This window comes from Klebsiella sp. 141251 (genome assembly GCF_050600725.1).
Classification (GTDB): Bacteria; Pseudomonadota; Gammaproteobacteria; order Enterobacterales; family Enterobacteriaceae; genus Klebsiella; species Klebsiella aerogenes.
The window spans coordinates 27,924-45,248 of record NZ_JAQIRG010000003.1 but is presented as its reverse complement, the minus strand read 5'-3'; the positions used below and the strand labels follow the sequence as shown (position 1 = coordinate 45,248).

At 52.9% G+C, this 17,325-nt stretch carries 9 protein-coding genes and 1 pseudogene; 2 read left to right on the top strand and 8 right to left on the bottom strand.

Annotated elements, in window-relative coordinates:
- Window positions 1–10 precede the first annotated feature (10 nt).
- The 3 genes from PGR09_RS07875 to cspF all read right to left on the bottom strand — a co-directional run bounded on the left by PGR09_RS07875 (window position 11) and on the right by cspF (window position 9,208).
- Window positions 11–8,593, bottom strand: coding sequence for a GH36-type glycosyl hydrolase domain-containing protein (locus PGR09_RS07875; RefSeq protein ID WP_430916017.1), 8,583 nt, complete (start codon window positions 8,591–8,593; stop codon window positions 11–13).
- A gap of 156 nt (window positions 8,594–8,749) precedes the next feature.
- Window positions 8,750–8,914: a YnfU family zinc-binding protein gene (locus PGR09_RS07870; RefSeq protein ID WP_213191361.1), complete on the bottom strand. Its 165-nt coding sequence runs from the start codon at window positions 8,912–8,914 to the stop codon at window positions 8,750–8,752.
- Between the two features lie 81 nt (window positions 8,915–8,995).
- A complete protein-coding gene (gene cspF, locus PGR09_RS07865) occupies window positions 8,996–9,208 on the bottom strand; it encodes a cold shock-like protein CspF (RefSeq protein ID WP_071787615.1) in 213 nt (70 codons plus the stop codon).
- Window positions 9,209–9,487: 279 nt separating this feature from the next.
- Here cspF and PGR09_RS07860 point away from each other — a divergent pair, with 279 nt between their 5' ends.
- Together PGR09_RS07860 and PGR09_RS07855 are read left to right on the top strand one after the other, a co-directional pair.
- On the top strand, window positions 9,488–9,706 hold the full coding sequence (locus PGR09_RS07860; RefSeq protein WP_023279058.1) for a cold shock domain-containing protein: 219 nt from the start codon (window positions 9,488–9,490) through the stop codon (window positions 9,704–9,706).
- 404 nt (window positions 9,707–10,110) lie between these two features.
- Window positions 10,111–10,338: a hypothetical protein gene (locus tag PGR09_RS07855; protein WP_072051401.1), complete on the top strand. Its 228-nt coding sequence runs from the start codon at window positions 10,111–10,113 to the stop codon at window positions 10,336–10,338.
- A 433-nt stretch (window positions 10,339–10,771) separates the two neighbouring features.
- Here PGR09_RS07855 and PGR09_RS07850 read toward each other — a convergent pair.
- From PGR09_RS07850 to PGR09_RS07830, 5 genes and pseudogenes are all read right to left on the bottom strand, one after another.
- Window positions 10,772–11,429: pseudogene (locus PGR09_RS07850) on the bottom strand (SOS response-associated peptidase).
- A 201-nt stretch (window positions 11,430–11,630) separates the two neighbouring features.
- Window positions 11,631–12,596 carry a putrescine export ABC transporter permease SapB gene (gene sapB, locus PGR09_RS07845; protein WP_430916016.1) on the bottom strand — a complete coding sequence of 322 codons (966 nt, stop codon included), beginning with the start codon at window positions 12,594–12,596 and terminating at the stop codon, window positions 11,631–11,633.
- A complete protein-coding gene (sapA, locus tag PGR09_RS07840; protein ID WP_045393130.1) occupies window positions 12,593–14,245 on the bottom strand; it encodes an ABC transporter substrate-binding protein SapA in 1,653 nt (550 codons plus the stop codon). Before sapA ends, sapB begins: the two co-directional genes overlap by 4 nt.
- 238 nt (window positions 14,246–14,483) lie before the next feature.
- Window positions 14,484–14,768 (bottom strand): hypothetical protein, encoded by a 285-nt coding sequence (locus PGR09_RS07835; RefSeq protein WP_047046407.1) that lies wholly within the window; start codon window positions 14,766–14,768, stop codon window positions 14,484–14,486.
- Window positions 14,769–14,892: 124 nt separating this feature from the next.
- Window positions 14,893–17,190, bottom strand: a complete 2,298-nt coding sequence (locus tag PGR09_RS07830; RefSeq protein WP_213797730.1) for a helix-turn-helix domain-containing protein — start codon at window positions 17,188–17,190, stop codon at window positions 14,893–14,895.
- Between the last annotated feature and the right edge of the window lie 135 nt (window positions 17,191–17,325).

Sequence of the window (17,325 nt, the reverse complement as noted above, 5' to 3'; positions counted from 1 at the left end):
GGGATCAGTGTCAGTTCTGAATGATCTCAACCGTATGGTTTTGTCCATCATCCTTCAGCGGTATTCTGTCATCAGGGAGGAGAACACCATCCAGCGTCACGGAATATTCTGCATCGCCGCGTGAGACACTAATCTGATAGTGGCTTTCACCATACTGATAAGCAATAGAAAAAGACGGCCACGCATCCGGTAATAGGGCATGAACACTAAAGTCAGTGCCGGTGCGTTTTATCCCCAGTAATTCCTCGGTAAGTAAACGCCAGGCCCAGCCTGCAGAACCGGTGTACCAGCTCCAGCCTGCACGACCAGTATGGGGAGCTACGCTGTAGACATCAGCACTCATGACATAAGGTTCAGCTTTATAAATCCCGACAGAGCCCGCATTGAGAGTATGATTTACAGGGTTGAGCATTGACCAGAGTTGCCAGGCACGTTTGGCATTCCCCATCCGGGCAAATGCCATCACGGCCCAGATGGCGCCATGAGTATACTGCCCTCCGTTTTCCCGCACACCGGGCAGGTACCCCTGTATGTAGCCCGGATTTGGACCGTGTCCGTCGAAAGGAGGCGTTAACAGTTTGATCAGCCCGCCTTTGTTATCCACAAGGTGCTTATCCAGCGCCTGCAGGGCCTTTGCGCACCGTCCCGGGCTTGCGGCGCCGGACAATACAGACCAGCTCTGAGCAATCGCATCAATCCGGCAGTCCTGTGAGGTTTTCGATCCCAGGGGAGTACCATCGTCAAAATACCCGCGCCGGTACCATTCCCCATCCCAGGCGTGGGCTTCGAGATTGCTTTGCAGGCGCAGAGCCTGTGAATGGCACATCGCGGCGACGCTTTCATCCAGCCTGCGCTCCGCCAGCGCTGCAAACCGCTGCAAAATGTCGTACAGGAAGAAGCCCAGCCAGACGCTTTCACCTTTGCCTTCGATACCCACCCGGTTCATCCCGTCATTCCAGTCACCAGCCCCCATCAGCGGCAGGCCATGCTCCCCGAAGCGAAGTCCATAGTGAATAGCTTTGACGCAGTGTAACCAGAGTGTCTCTTCGGTGCCGCTGATGACCGGCGTGTCATAGACAGACTCTTCACCAGGCTGAAGCGAGCGTCCCTCCAGATAAGGAATGCGTATTTCCAGTGCATCCATATCCCCCGTCGTTTCAACATAGTGGCAAACAGCAAGCGGCAGCCAAAGATAGTCATCGGAACAGCGGGTACGCACACCGTTGCCGTGTGGCGGGTGCCACCAGTGCTGCACATCCCCCTCGATAAACTGCCGTGATGCACAGAGTATTATCTGTTCACGCATCCGGTCCGGAGCAGCGTGGCTCAGAGCCAGCGTATCCTGCAGCTGATCGCGAAAACCAAATGCACCGCCAGACTGATAGTAGCCACTCCGGGCCATAAGACGGCAGGCGACTGTCTGATACAACAGCCAGCCATTAACCAGTAAATTTACGGACGTGTCGGGGGTGTTAACTACGATTTTATCGAGAACATTGTGCCAGTGATTATGAATCCGGTTCAGCTCCTGGCGGACCGTATCCTCGTTCATGTAGCGGGCCAGCGTCTCCTGAGCACAAACATCATTCTCCTCTGCGCCGAGGATAAAAATAAACGTCCTCTGGTCCCCGTCAATTAATGTAACCGCCGATTGCACCGCTCCGCAGGGATCCAGACCGGCCCCCGTCTTACCAGAAAGCTTTTGCAGTTTCATAGCCGAAGGGGCGTGAAGGGAACCATTACGGCCAATAAACTCCCGGCGGTCCCCTGTCAGAGAACAGTCATTACCGCTGACGGCAAAAAATGTAGTTCGGCCGCCACCATTATCACCATAAAAGTTATTCGCAAGTATCCCGCAGCCGCCGGGCGTTCTGGCCACATGTGTCACAATGTGAGGGGCTGAGCGCGTTCGTGTTTCTCCGAGCGTCCACTCTACATAGCCTGTGACGGAAAGTTGACGTGTCCGTCCCGAAGAGTTACTGAGCGTCAGGAGCACCAGTTTAACCGGATCTTCTTCAGCAACCAGGACCGTCAACTCGCTGTCTATACCACTCTCACGATGGGCAAAAACGCTGTAGCCAAAACCATGGCGGGTCAGGTAATCACCGTGTCCGCGAACAGGTAAAGCCGTCGGCGACCAGCACTCCCCGCTCTCTTCATCGCGCAGGTAAAATGCCTCGCCGCTGCGATCGCTCACCGGATCGTTCTCCCACGGCGTCAACCGGTATTCATGGGCATTCTCATACCAGGTATAGGCCTGCCCTGCCTCTGAGATCACACTGCCAAAACGAGAATTTGCCAGTATGTTCGACCAGGGAGCCGGTGTAAGCGCATTTTCCCGAAGGACGATCTGATACTCCCGCCCATCCTGAGAAAATCCACCGTACCCATTGAAATGGCATAACTGACTGGTATCAGGGCTCCAGTCCGTATGTTGATTACGCTCGCGCACAGCACGCGGAATGAATGCCCTTGCCGGCGATTTCAGGGTATGAATACGCTGGTTAAGCTGCTCATTAATCCCCCCTGCGCGGTCATCAAGATAAAGACAGGCCACGCTCATCAAAAGCAACTTATCCTCAGCGGAGAGATGCTCACCGTTGCGGACAAAAAGCCCGCCCTTTTTATCCAGCAGACTGGCTTCAGACCCGGCATAAATTAACTCCATAATCTGATTTTGTAATCCCTGCTGGTAGCCGCCGGGGCTGTTATTCAGGATAACTAAATCAACATCCAGCCCTTTCTGTCTCCAGTAACGGTGTGCCTGAATCAGTGTGGTCACTGAGGTGATACCTTCCTCGCTGGTTATACTCAGCAGCACTATCGGCAGATCCCCTGAAATTGCCCAGCCCCACAGTCCGGACTGGCCACGCCGGTTGCGGCCGATCGCCTGGCCTTCGGCGCGCAGCTCCTGGACAGGGTAAAGCACAGCGCTGGCGAGACTATTGAACAACGTGGCATCATCTTCACTGGCGTTCATCTGGCGCAATACCACCAGACTGTGAGACCAGGCCAGTTCAAAGACGCGATCGGCGATAGGGTAATCGCGATATTTCTCCAGCAACGCCAGGCTCTGCTGACGGGTCTCGCTGATGCCATAAATGATATCAATCGTAACCGGCTGCCCCGGCTGCAGAATAATGGCGTTGCGAATTGCCAGTATCGGATCCAGCACCGAGCCCGACGTGTTGCCTAGCATCCCTCCCGTCTCTATTGCCTGTGCATTCGCAGGGTTTCTGCCACGTCCAATAAACCTTGCCCTGTCCGTTTCAAACGACACGTTATGTCGGTTATCGCCGTGCACCACCATCATGTGAAACAGGCAAGGGCCCGGTTCATCCGGTGAGCGCGGGCGTCGGTGGCAAAGAATAGCGTCACGCTCAGGAGCCAGCTCAGTCTGAATAAACAAATTGCTGAATGCCGGGTGTGCCAGATCGCTGGCATCAGGTGCCAGTACCACTTCAGCATAGGTCGTCAGCTCCAGAGAGCGAGGCTTGCGACCACGATGAATCAGTGTGAGCCGTCGCAATTCAACATCATCCTCCGGAGAGATCACCACCTGAGTTTTGACGCTGAGTCCCCCTAAGCTGCGTCTGAATTCTGCCCCCGCATCGGTGAACAACACTTCCTCGTCTTGTCCGCTGGTGTAGCCTGTTGGTTGCCAGGTATTGCTCCACACATCTCCCGTCTGGGTATCGCGGATGTAGCAGAAAGCTCCCCAGTTATCACGGGTGGTATCACTGCGCCAGCGCGTTAGTGCAATATCATTCCAGCGACTGTAACCGCCGCCGCCCGCGGTCAACATCAGATGATAATGGCCGTTGGACAGGAGTTGAATATCCGGGGCGGGGGTATCCACGCTATAGAAAATACGGGGTTCATAGCGAACGGGTTTGACCATGCCCTCATGAGATTCAAAATGACGGCGCGGACTGTACAGATCGACCGCATCCGGCACGCGCTCCTGTAACAGCAGACTCGCTGACCGGAATACCGTACTGGACATAAAGCGTTCAGTCATGGGGGCATCAAGCAGCACATGAGCCAGCGCCTGAAATGCCATACCCTGGTGATGCGCCATCCAGGACTGTACCACCGCATAGAGCTGACCGGTTGCAAGACGTGAGGGGGTATAGTCCAGCGCTTCATAAAAACCGTATTCTCCGCATGCACCATTTTTTTGCAGCCTGAACAGGTTCTCACAAGCTTTCTGCGGGGAAACCATCAGCGCCAGCAGCGTGGCGTAAGGAGCGACAACCATGTCATCGGCAAGTCCCCTGCGTAGACCGAGCCCCGGTACGCCAAATGCCTGATACTGATAATTATGCTGAACATCAAAAGCATGATAGCCAGACTCTGAAACACCCCATGGTACCCCGCGTTCTTTCCCCCAGTGAATCTGGCGCATAACCGCCGACTGACTCATTTCATCGAGCAGGCTGCCGGGCCAGGTGGGCATCACCAGATTCGGCATCAGATATTCAAACATGGATCCGCTCCATGACATCAGGGCCGTTTCATTATCAATCGTGGTAAACAATCGACCCAGTGCGTACCAGCTTTTAAGAGGTAGCTGATTAGTCGCAATGGCAAGAAAACTGGTCAGGCGGATTTCAGACGGCAGGAGATCGTAGTGGCTCTTGTCAGGCGTATTCGTGTCACAGTTATAACCGACGCTGAGCAGACTGGTTGCTTCACTGTACAGAAAGGCGAAATCCATCCGGGCATGCTCATCCAGCCGCTGTTCCAGCTCGGTGATAATATTGAGTCGCATTCGGGCCTGCTCCGCCACTGACGCCGGAGGCGTTTCTGTACCGGTTAATGTCGGACGGGCAAGCTCGCTCAGCGTCGGCAGCGTCTGCTCATTCCAGGATACAGGTAACCAGCCAAGCAACAGAGACCACTCATGGCAAAGCTGAACCAGTTGATGCTCCAGATGTCCTGCCCAGCGCATCTGAAGAGGTGACCCCTGATGGCATAACATGGTCAGATGGTTGCACTGGGTGCGCATGTTTTTCAGTTCGCTGATAAACGCCTGCGGAGAGAGCGACACCGCATTCAGGCAATGCTTGCGCAGCAGTCTCAGGCTGTCAGGTGGGTTCTTACCCCACTGTTTTTCCAGAATATCCAGCGTATCGTTCAGTCCTGCCAGTATCTGTTGGCTGCTTAAAACAGGCTGATGACGCATGGCGGACAGCCCTGCACGCAGCGTCAACAAATGCCCGGCCATGTTGCCGCTGTCGACGCTGGAGATATAGCGTGGACTGAGGGGGGCCAGCGTACGGGTGTCATACCAGTTGTACAGATGGCCCCGGTAGTGCTCCATTTTATCCAGCGTGTCGAGTGTGAGCGACACGCGCCGGAGCACCTCTCCGCCGGGCAGGTAGCCAAAGTCCCATGCCGTCAGGTTAGCCATTAGTGAAAGACCAATATTGGTAGGAGAAGTTCGGTGTGCCACCGTCGGTTGTGGTATTTCCTGATAATTATCAGGCGGAAGCCAGTTCTCTTTTTCTGTGGCAAAGGTTTCAAAAAATGCCCAGATTTCACGGCTTGTCTGGCGTAACAGCTGTTTTTGTTCCTGACCTGGCGAAAAAACCTTACGCACGGGCTGACGACTCAGCCAGCTCATCAGCAACGGCGCCACACACCATACCAAACCGATCGGTAACACAATCCCCAGCAGCTGGGGGGCCAATTTTCCGGTCAGAATTATCAGCGTCACGCCACCGGCAACATTCAGCCACATCGCCTGATAAAAACGTGCAACAGTGGATCTGGCCTGATTGCTGTCCTGGCTGTGGCTGACCCACTGGCTGAGGTGACGCCTGCTTATCCCCAGTCGCCATAGCGTCACGGCGATCGCTTTCAGCGAATATCCGGCTTCGTGTGGCAGTATCGCAAAATTAAGACCGATACCTGACAGACGCTTCAGCGCGCCCGCCATTACAAGTAACAGATGCGGCTTCAGGCGACGGCGCAGAGGTTTATTGAGAAGGTCATGGGTGATGCAGAGGAGGGCTGGCAACAGCCAAATCAGTGACAGTATGCACAGCCAGTAAACCGGATTGGGAACCCAAAGCAGGGTGAAGTAGAGCAATACCACTAAAGAGGGGGCGACCAGGCTGCGACGCAGATTGTCGAGTAATTTCCAGTAAGAAAGCGCGGTCAGTGGATTCCGGGTACGGGTTCCATCGGCTTTTCTGACGTGTGGTTTCAGCCAGTTAAGCAGTTGCCAGTCACCCCGGATCCAGCGTGAACGGCGTGCAACGTCCGACAGATAATTATTAGGGTACTGTTCGTAGAGTAACACCTCACTCAGCAGACCCGAGCGCGCATAGCACCCTTCGAGGAGATCATGGCTGAGAACCAGATTTTCCGGGCAGGTATTGGCAGTGGCCTGCATAAAAATGTCAACATCGTAAATCCCTTTGCCCACGAACGACCCTTCCCCAAAGAGATCCTGATAGATATCCGAAGACATCATAGAATAGGGGTTATTACCCGGTATGCTGCTGCGCAGGGCGGCGTAACGCCCCTGACCGTTACGTGGTATCTCCTCAGCAAGACCGGGTTGTAAAATACCAAATCCTTTGACCACCCTCTGGCGTACCGGATCATACTCTGGCGTATTCAACGGATGGGCCATCGCCGCGACCAGTTTGTGAGCCGTATCGCGCGGTAACACCGTATCACTGTCCAGGGTAATGACGTATTTTATGTGACCCGGTAAAAGGTGGGCAGGCATGTCTGCAACGCTGACGAATTGCGTTCCGGGATGGCGCAACCAGCTGTTCAGTAACGCCAGTTTTCCCCGCTTGCGTTCATAGCCCATCCACGCTCCTTCCGAGGGGTTCCATTCAGGCTGACGATGTAACAGATAAAAACGTGGTCGGCCGGAGGGGTAGCGGCGATTCAGCACCTGCGTATCAGCGATAGCCTGTCTGAGCAGCGCGTGACTTTCCGGCGAGGGTTCATTTTCAGAATCTGCAAAATCAGTGAGCAGCGCGAACCTGAGATTTTCGTTTTCATTCCCCAACCAACAGACTTCAAGACAGGAGAGGAGCTGGCTGAAACTTTCGTGGCTGGTCAGCATGCAGGGGATGACGATCATGGTGGCACTGTCAGCGGGAATGCCGGTTGAAAAATCCATCCCCGGCAAGGGGCGAGGAACGCGAAAACGGGTGGTTGCGTCACTGAGTAAATCACTCATTAACTGAGTTAAAGCGATAACCAGAGGTAATATCACCGCGATTAACAACCAACCTGCGCCCTGCATGGCAGTTTCGTGCAATATTGCCGCGGTCGCTGCGGTTGTCAACAACGCCAGGCTACCAAGCCATGACAGCAGGGTTATTCTGTTGAAACTGTGCCGCAAGCGTATGAGTCTTGAGGTGTCTGCCAGGAGATGTATATCCAGTGCCTGTCGACCTTCGCCGGCGAGATAATAACCAACATGATGTTCCGGTGTATTGGGGGCTTTTTCCTCTGAAAGCGCCAGCACCCTGTCAGCAACCTCAGGCTCGCTGAGCCCACTGTCTCTGGCCAGGACCTCAACTACGTGCCGGTAATGATCCCGGGTATTGAAGTGCATCCGGGGATAGATACCGGCAGGATCATTGCTTAATACCTGTTCGACGACGCTTATCGTTTCGGCGAAATCAGCCCAGTCCGTTTCACCCAGTAATCGCAGACCTGCGATGCTGTTACTGACAGACAGCTGGCTGGCGGCAAGCTGTTGATTGAAGTTATTTATGAGAATGTCAGTGGTGACTCCCTGTTCCCGAAGGCACTGATCAACCCAGGTAAGAGGTAACGACAGCGCGTTGCCGTGACCCTGCAGACGCCGCACCAGTTCTGCGACAAACGCGCTGGATAACGGAGGACGGGAGCGCGCCAAATCGGCAACCACCATAATTAAATCACCAGGCGCACTCTCTGCACATTCGAAAATCCTGGTTATCCACGTATCTGCCAGGTTTCTGTCCTGTTGCGCTTTTATCACTTCCATACTGATACGACGAAGATTTTCAATCAGCGCCAGTCGAAGCATTCCCGGTAATGCCCAGACTTCACCCAGCGTCAGCGGCGTCACCTGTTGATAGGCAGCGAGATAGCTGGTCAGACTGGTGGCATCCCAGCGGCCATCACCGTGAGCAATGGCCTCTGATGCGATATGATAAATTCTTGGGCAATTCAGCGGCGACATCAGCGACGGGAGACCTTTACCAAAACTTTTCGGCAAGTGCTGGCGGACGGTACGGATTTGTTCCTCAATCAGATAATAATTGTCCAGCAACCACTCCCCGGCGGGCATGATACTGGTCTTTTTACCTGCATTAAGCTCATAGCAGTTTTGGGTGATAACGGCCTCATTGTCGCCAAGCCGTTTCAGAAGATAATAGGGATGTTTATCCGGTGATACTTTATGGGTCCGCGCCAGCTTCTGACCATAGCGTTCCATCTGGGCAGTCGAAAAGAGTTCTGACCGCGGAGTGTTTTCGCTTGCAGGATCGTTCGCCGAAAACGTTACGTTTTCGGCAGCATTCACCGGAATACGGGAGCGGTTAAACCACGCTCTGGGGTTCATTTTCATAGCATTGCTCTGATGCGACATTAGCGCGCAGGAGCAGTTGCGAAATCAGTTCAGAAACGTTCTCTCAGGATGGGCGTAAGGCATCAGGGATTTAACAGCTGCTGGGATTTAACTTAAGTATAGAAGATGGTTCTGTCCACGGCGGATCAGTTGATACTAGCGCCGTGAGATAAACAGGGCTTTACACCGAGGGCAAAGCATGGCCTGATTGCGCCGGATTTTTGCCATCGGTTGAACTGATTTGAAACCACAAACAGTGCAGACAACAGTGGCAGTAGATGCACCGCTGAAGAATTTCATTGCGTAATTGATAATAGACATAACCATTAACCTTTCAATGAATGAACTTCACCGTATCACATGTGGTTAAGTTTTGATCTGTTTATTTTGTGACCCTGAAATTCAGGAGAGGTAAATGTTCGCAGCCACAGGCCCTCTGGGACCATTGATCCGACAGAATTCTATGCGGCTTCCTGGGATGAGTAATTCTGATTCGCGGGAGTTAACGGCTGAAATGTGAAGCAGAACATCTTTTCGCCCATCTGAAGGGATGATGAGGCCTTTACCACTGAGAATGTCAAAGCTTTTGACAATGCCTGTCATTTTATGGGACAAGTCGATTCCTTATTAAAAAAACGTAAAGACTATACATTCAAAATAGTATATTGCCACACTTAATTTTCCTGCAGGACTTCTGGATGGCTAAAAAATAATTTGCGTATTAGTATCTCCCGTGTCTTAATGAATCCTGTTAGTTCAATGTACAAACGAACGTTAAACATTTTCTGGTCAGTTCTCATTACCAGGCGCTATCGCTGATATCCCCTCCTTTTGAGTCATACCTTTAATACTATACGTTTACTATTAATACTATCATGTATAACGGGAGTCAGTATGTCCACAAGAATTAAAGGTTTGGTAAAATGGTTTAACGAAGATAAAGGTTTTGGTTTCATTTCACCTCTTGACGGAAGCAAGGATGTCTTCGTCCATTTTTCCGCACTCCATGGTGAGAATTTCAATACCTTATTTGAAGGGCAGAAAGTTGAGTTCGCCATGCAGAGTGGTGAAAAAGGGCCTGCTGCTACAAACGTAATACTTTGCGATAAATGAAGATTTGCGGGCCCGCGACAACGATGAAGGATTATTCCTGAGTAGACAGGTCCATAAATTAAATCAGAGAAAGTCGGTTGTTTTTTTAATATCAGGTCAACATGTTTTTCGCAATTATGAGTGTGCTGACCGATGTGATGAAGTGCAGGACTGCTGCCTGAAAGCCTGAAAGCCTGAAAGCCTGAAAGCCTGAAAGCCTGAAAGCCTGAAAGCCTGAAAGCCTGAAAGCCTGAAAGCCTGAAAGCCTGAAAGCAGAAGCTAACTGCTTGTTAAATAATAAAGTGCGTAAGAGACGAGACTGCCTTCGAAAGCATCACGTCCCTGATTGTATTTTAATGGCATCGGCATTTAACATCACTGATAGAAGAGAGTGACGGGAAAGACTAACAGAATTATGGTGGCATATGATAAAAGTACTCGTTTTCTTTAATACCGAATCCTGTAAAGTCATGACCGTTCCGGAGGGTACATCCTCAATCAGACAGGAATACCCAAACGGTGAAGAAATACATCTACAGATTATGTCTGCAGGCTTTCCTTCATTAACCGGTGATCATGATGTTATTTACGTGGCCTCTGACAGACAGTTAATGTCACAGGAAATACTCGATGCGTTCCGGAAATATTTATAGCATTTTCGTTATCTTCTCTGCTTCAAATTGAATTGCGTATTTACCCTATTTATCAGAAGCGAACAAAAAATGAGTTAAAATCTTTGTGGCTTGCTAATAGCAGGCCTTTTTTTTACATGTTCATTTTTAATAATCGTTCTCATATAAGGAAGTCACTCTTTGTGTACTGACAAAATGCAGATATCTTTCTAACCTGATGACTTTGCTGCTGGAATGTTCATCATGCACGACTGAAGCCGCGAGTCATGGGGGGATACCTAAATATTTACCGGGAGGAACCCGGCATCATATTGATACATCCAGACAATGCAACAAGGGCTTTTTCACCGGATATTCCGTTTTCTGACCCAGTAAGTTATTATCGAAAAATTATTATTTATTTCCGCTTTTGGCATTAGGCGTACGTCTGGCTATGTGCATTTGATTGCCTCAATCAATTATTCCCCTGATTTTTCACATTTCTTACGGCGCGCGTCACTGCATGCCAGATAAATTTGTCTGCGGGCACGGTGCCATTCGCAGCTAACTCCTCTGACTCTTTCCCTCCAATGTCCTGTCTCATCCATTATCTTGCTGCTTCTGGCGACAGTACCAGAGGCTGGTGGTCGTGGATATCTATTAGACCTTTTTCTGTTGCTGCGGTGACGATCAGAAAGCCTTCTGTTTCGTCTCCACGTTCAAATGGTGTGCTTCCGATTGCAGCCATGAATATCGGCTGGCCATCGGCGCGATGGATAAAGTAGAGTGGGTTGCTTCTTGTCACCTTCTTTCTTCCATCCGAAGCCCCCATCAGTAAAGCAGATCGCCCGGCCATGTTGCCATAGCGCCTTAAACATCCTGCAGGTGGCCACAGTTTCAACACGCGCGTTAATCAGTGGAGCCTTATCCCACCACCCGGGTGCATAACCCCAGAAGACAGGATCGATATGCAGTTGTTCGTCGCGTTCGCTCAGGAGCAAAACTTTTGTACCTGGCGACACGTTGTACCGGCCGATTGGTTCGGGGTCATAAGCGATATCCCGCTCAGCTTCTTCAGCCAAATAAGCCAGGTACTCTTCACGGGTTTGTGATTGAGCAAAGCGTCCGCACATGGTTACCTCCCGTTTGCAGACTGAAAGTATAGAATGTGTGGAGGAGTAGGAAGAGAACTCCGACAGCAATCAAACTGATGACTGTCGGAGCTAACGTTAAAAACAATGTGTACAAAATTGTGTATTAAAGACAGGAATATCGAACAATTTTAAAATTTAACTCATTGTTTTTAATTGATAAAGGTTTTTGCTTTGTAGGTGCTATCGTAGGGCATACCATTCCTTATGTTTCAGTGGGTTAGCCATGGCTCCTAAAATATCCGAGATGACGTTGACGATAATGACCAGCGCGCCGATTATCATCACTCCGGCGGAAATCGCCGCGTAATCCTGTTGGCGGATGGCGTTGATCAGCCAGCGCCCCAGCCCCGGCCAGCTGAAGACCATTTCGGTAATCATCGCCAGCGTTAGCATGGTGGAAAACTGCAGCCCCAGGCGTGGGATCACCGGCGGCAGGGCATTGTGTAACACGTGACGATGGAGGATTGTCCGTCGGGTGACGCCGCGTGTCGCCGCCGCTTTAACATAGTTAGTATCGTAGACTTCGCTGGTGCTGATGCGCATCAGGCGGATCACTTCGGTGGTCGGCGCGACGGCCAGGGTCAACACCGGCAGCACCATATGCCGCGCGGCGCTGACGATCATCTCATGGCGCCACGGCGAATCAGAGAGCCAGGCATCGATGAGCGCGAAGCCGGTCACCGTCTTCACTTCGTATAATAAGTCAAAGCGACCGGATACCGGGAACCAACCCAGCGTCAGCGAGAAGAACAGGGTAAACAGTAATGCCAGCCAGAATACCGGAATAGAGAACCCCACCAGTGCCAGGGCGCTAATGAGCGTGTCCGGCCACTTATTACGCATGATCCCGGCAATCATCCCCACGGGAATGCCGACCAATAACGCAAAACCAAATGCCAGAATGCACAGCTCCATTGTGGCCGGGAAGACCACTTTCAGCTGTTCGGAAATCAGTTGGCCATTGATGCTGGAGACGCCAAAGTCCCAGTGCAGCACCCCTTTGAACCAAAACAGCCAGGCATTCCACAGCGATGCACCCTGCAGCGGCGCGTGCGGCGTGAAATAGCTGAGGCTAAAGCCGATAAAGGTGAGGAAAAACAGCGTCACAAGTAACAGCAGCAGGCGGCGCAGGGTAAAAATAATCATGGTTTTTTCACCTCTTCTTTTTCGCGCGACACGCCTGCGAAGGAGGCGTTGCCAAACGGACTCAGCACCAGTCCTTTCATATCATAACGATAAGCCTGCAGCCGCAGCGAAGAGGCCAGCGGCAGCACCGGCAGTTCGCGGGCGAGAATATGCTGTGCCTCTTTATAGGCTTCGATGCGCGAGGCCAGCTGCTGAGAAATCAGCGCTTTTTGTAACACCTCATCAAACTCTCGGTTGCACCAGTGGGCGAGGTTGGTCTGCGAACCAATCGCCGCGCAGCTCAACAGCGGGCGGAAGAAACTGTCCGGATCATTACTGTCGGTGGCCCAGCCGGAAAGCGTCAAATCGTGGCTCATGTCCATCAAACGCGCCTCCTGGAAGCGGCCTTCAACAGGAATAATAATCACTTTTACACCCACCTGCGCCATATCCGCCTGTATCAACTCGGCGGTTTTCAATGGGCTGGGGTTCCACGCCTGAGAACTGGTCGGCACCCACAGTTTTAAGGTCAAATTACTCAAGCCCAGCGCCTGCAGGCGACGACGCGCCTCCGCGGGGTTGTATTCGGTGATTTTAGCGTCGTTGTCGTAGGCCCACGAGGCGCGCGGCAGCATTGAAGCCGCGGTTTCCGCGGTGCCGTAGTAGATCGATTGCATCAGCCGCTGGTTGTTGATCGCCAGCGCCAGCGCGTGGCGAACTTCCGGGTTATCCAGCGGCGGTTTGGCGGTGTTGAAAGCCAGCCAGGCGATATTCATACCCGGGCGCAGCGTCAGACGCAGGCGCGGATCGTCGCGCAGGATGGTGAGCTGGCTGGCGGCCGGCCAGGCGAGCACATCGCATTCGCCGGTCAGCAGTTTTGACAGCCGGCCGGTGCCGCCGGAACCGAGATCCACCACCACCTGCGGCATCAATGGCTTGCCGCGCCAGTAGGCCGCGTGGCGCTGCAGGCGGATGTACTGCCCGGTACGATACTCTTCTAGCTTGAACGGACCGGTACCGACGGGCTGGCGGTCGAGTTGTTCTTCGCGATCGCTTTTGGTCAGCTGCGCGGCATACTCTGCGGACATGACCGAAGCATAGTGCGTCGCCAGGTGCCACAGGAAAGAGGCGTCGGGACGTTTCAGGCGAAACTCGACGGTATGGTTATCCAGTTTCCGAACGCTTTCTACGGTGTCGGCGAACTGCAGACTATCGAAATAGGGGAAGCTACTGCCGTTGACGCTGTGCCACGGGTCGTCACGGTTAAAGATGCGCCCGAAGGTGAATATGACATCATCAGCGTTAAAAGCGCGGGTCGGTTTAAACCAGTCGGTGGTCTGGAACTGGACCTTATCGCGCAGATGGAAGCGGTAGGTGGCGCCGTTATCAAGCACTTCCCAGCTTTCCGCCAGTTCAGGCACCAGACGGTAGGTATAAGGGTCGACGTCGAGCAGGCGATCGTAGATCTGGGCGGCGAGGGTGTCGACAATCAGGCCGCTGCTGACTTTTTGCGGGTTAAAGGTATTTACCTGCCCGCTGACGCAATAGACAAATCCGCTATCGCGGATATCGGCATTAGCTGGCAGCGCCGGAGTCGGGGCCGGTGCGGCAAAAGCCTGCCCGCACAGCATCGAGGCTGCCGCTAAAAGAGAGGACAATTTCAGGCGCATATTTTCTTTTTGATCATAGAGCAGAGCTCTATCTTATTAATATTAAATGACATTTACCACCACCTTTACGACATCGAGGGGGATAATGCGGTCACCGGCAGCGCATGTTGTCCAGCCAGTTGGTCAAAATAGTGTCGGAACTAAACCAGTATTATCAAACATGGTATCTTTTTATTGCCAATTTCTCCAGTTAGCCATCTGCAGGCGTTCTGGTATCGGCGCGGGTGGGCTGTGGGGATCAGATCGGAAGGAGCTGATTATAGCGGGCAATATAATCTTTTGGCGTGATCTCCAGTTCTCCGCCATCGCGATGGATGGCGACGAAAGTACGCAGCACCAGTCCGCTTTTACGCTCTGATATTTCCCAGCCTTGTTCATTGTAGGCATCACGGGTGGAACGCACGCAGAGATCCGAGAAAATCATCATTAATGAGAGGGCTGGCGCATGATGATTTTTCATGGTGTGGATCAAACTGGCATGGGCGGCATAGCGGGTGAGCGTATGAGAATTAACCGGAATCACGTGAATTTTCAATCCATTGAATGATATTGCCGTCGATGATAATTCACATTAAGACATCTTACCAGTTACATATTATTAACTCTCCGCGTTTTCATATGTGAATTAATAGTGACGTTGTCACTTTTCAATCCTCCAGCGGTGTGAATTCATATAACGCCAGCGCATTGCTCTGCAGTGAATCCACCCGTAGCCAGCCATCATCCAGTTGTTCCTCATGCACGCTCAGCGCCGGACGGGCGTGGTGCTGGAGCCAGCGATAATCTTCTTCGTCAGGGCCGCTGCGGCTACGAAATGCCTCAAATAGCGGGAATAGCGCGCCATGGTGCTGATCGAACAGATGCTGTTTGATGCGCCAGCGTCCCTTCAGCCCTGCAAGCCGCAGGGTATAGGGCTGGCGAAAACGCTGAGTAAAGGCCTCTTCGCTCGACAGCCAGGGGTTGAAAATCACCGTATTGCGCAGTAGCAACTGGTAGTGTCCGTTATGGCGCAATAACAACAGGTTTTTGTCATTGATTAAGACTTCGCCGCGTAGACGCCGCCACAGCCATAATACCCAGTACACCGGGCGCGGCAGACCATGCAGGTAGTGCAGCGCCAGGCTGGAGGTGTCGAGTTTACCGTTGTCCCGCGCTTCCCCCTGAAGACCTGAATTAAGCCAGAAGCCGGCCAGCCACACCCGATCGGCAATGCCCAACAGGTTATCCATCAACAGCGCGCCGCGGAAAAAACGCCCGTTGGTATCGCGGGTATCGCCGGTTAGGGTATTCCACGATAGCAGCCACAGCGGTAACGAGAGCTGCCGTTGCCGTAGGGCATGATGGATTTGGCGTAATTTTTGTCGTGGATAGTCTTCGCTGGCGGATAGTTTGCTGCTATCGGCCTGCGCCAGGTCAAGCAGTTCGTTGGCATCCGCCTGGCAGGCGAGAAAGTCGGCCTCGCTGAGCAGCGGGGAAGACAGGAGCGGATCGTCGCCAATACCGCTTTGCGGGAAACGATGCCAGATACCCATTTGCGGTTGTTGCAAGGTGGACGCGAGCACTTCTCGCTGTTGTCGCCAGGCCAGCTGTCGCGCCGCTTCACCGGCCTGCGGCGACCAGTGCCAGACAAAGCGCCAGCTCGCGAGCGTCGCGGGTGGGAAGTGATTGGCGGCGAGTTGCAGAAAACGTTGTAATAAATCGCAGCGGGTGGTTAAGCCGGTATGTAGCAGCACCGTCCAGCCTTTCTGCGCCAGCCAGCTAAACAGCTGCTGAAGATTGTACCAACAGGCATAGCCTGCGAGCGTCGGGTCGTCCCAGCCCTCGCCAAACAAGCGACTGCTGAGAAACGGATCGTGAATATCGATGCCGTAAACGGGTAGCGTTTGCTGCAGTTGCTCCAGCTCGCGTCGCACATCTTCGCGGAGTAAATCATCGAGTTCACGGACGGTAACGATGGTACGGGTATGGCGCAATACCGGCGCGCGCGCTGGCAGCTGGCGGATATCCACCAGCCGTGTCTGACGCGGGTTGAGCAGCAGCGGCGGCGTATCATCGCTGCTTTTTTCCGCCTCGTTAAGACGGGCGTAAAGCCTCTCGACCGCGACCGGGCGCCAGATTTCTCTGGCGTTCGCTCGTGGACGAGCGCTGAACTGCGGCTGCTGCTGGCGAAATTGTCGCGGCGTGACGCCGTGCTGGCGCTTAAACAAATCGCTCATGATGCGGGTACTGGCGAAGCCATTATCCTGCGCCACCTGCTGAACCGAGCGGCGGGTAGTCAGCAGTTGCTCGGCGGCTTTGCCGAGACGCAGGGCGGTAATGTACTGAACGAAGCTAATGCCGACCTCTTTATGGAACAGGCGCGAAAGCCAGGCCTCAGAGACAAATTCGGCAGCAGCCAGTTCCTGCAGCGAGATCCGCCGCTGATAGTTGGCTTCGATGCGCGCTACCACGTTGGTAATTCGTCGGCTCCAGTTCTCGGCGCCGCGGCGCAGGCTGGGCACGATAGGTTGGGTAAAACGGGTTGCCAGCAGCAGGGCAATTTCACTCAGCCAACGGTTCGCCTCCAGCCGATAGCGCGACTGATGATTGACCAGCCCGGCTACCAGCAACTGGCGCATCAGCTGGCGTAGATTATCTGTGGCATCCCTGGTTTCGCTGCTAACCCGATAATCACTGGCAAAAAAATCGCTATCAAGGCGGGTGAGCCAACCGGCGGCAAGGTTGAGGATCATGACCGCATTGGCCTCTTCGCCGGTAATCTGCCAGCGCTGGCGGCGGTTAATAATCGCCAGTTCATCAACCCGCATCGGTTGCGACGATTCGCCGAGTTGCAACGTTGCACTACCTTCCAGCAGCCATAGCAGCGTTAATCCGTCGTTTTCCGGCGGGCTGAAATGGCGAATATCGCGAACCGTGAGGCTGAAATCGCCGAGATGATGTTCCATGCGCCGCTCCTTAAAAGACAAAAAATAGCAGGCTGTTTTTTGTCATAACAGAATTGTATAGAAAATAGTCATTGATATTTCGTCAATATAAAACAAAAAAAGACATTTTAAAGCCAGGTGGGGCGCATAAACTCG

What these genes read in the sequence shown, in the direction of transcription:
- PGR09_RS07860 (WP_023279058.1), top strand. Translation starts at nt 9,488, where the DNA reads ATGTCCACAAGAATTAAAGGTTTGGTAAAATGGTTTAACGAAGATAAA.
- PGR09_RS07870 (WP_213191361.1), bottom strand. Translation starts at nt 8,914, where the DNA reads ATGTCTATTATCAATTACGCAATGAAATTCTTCAGCGGTGCATCTACT.
- sapA (WP_045393130.1), bottom strand. Translation starts at nt 14,245, where the DNA reads ATGCGCCTGAAATTGTCCTCTCTTTTAGCGGCAGCCTCGATGCTGTGC.
- PGR09_RS07830 (WP_213797730.1), bottom strand. Translation starts at nt 17,190, where the DNA reads ATGGAACATCATCTCGGCGATTTCAGCCTCACGGTTCGCGATATTCGC.
- sapB (WP_430916016.1), bottom strand. Translation starts at nt 12,596, where the DNA reads ATGATTATTTTTACCCTGCGCCGCCTGCTGCTGTTACTTGTGACGCTG.
- PGR09_RS07855 (WP_072051401.1), top strand. Translation starts at nt 10,111, where the DNA reads ATGATAAAAGTACTCGTTTTCTTTAATACCGAATCCTGTAAAGTCATG.
- PGR09_RS07875 (WP_430916017.1), bottom strand. Translation starts at nt 8,593, where the DNA reads ATGAAAATGAACCCCAGAGCGTGGTTTAACCGCTCCCGTATTCCGGTG.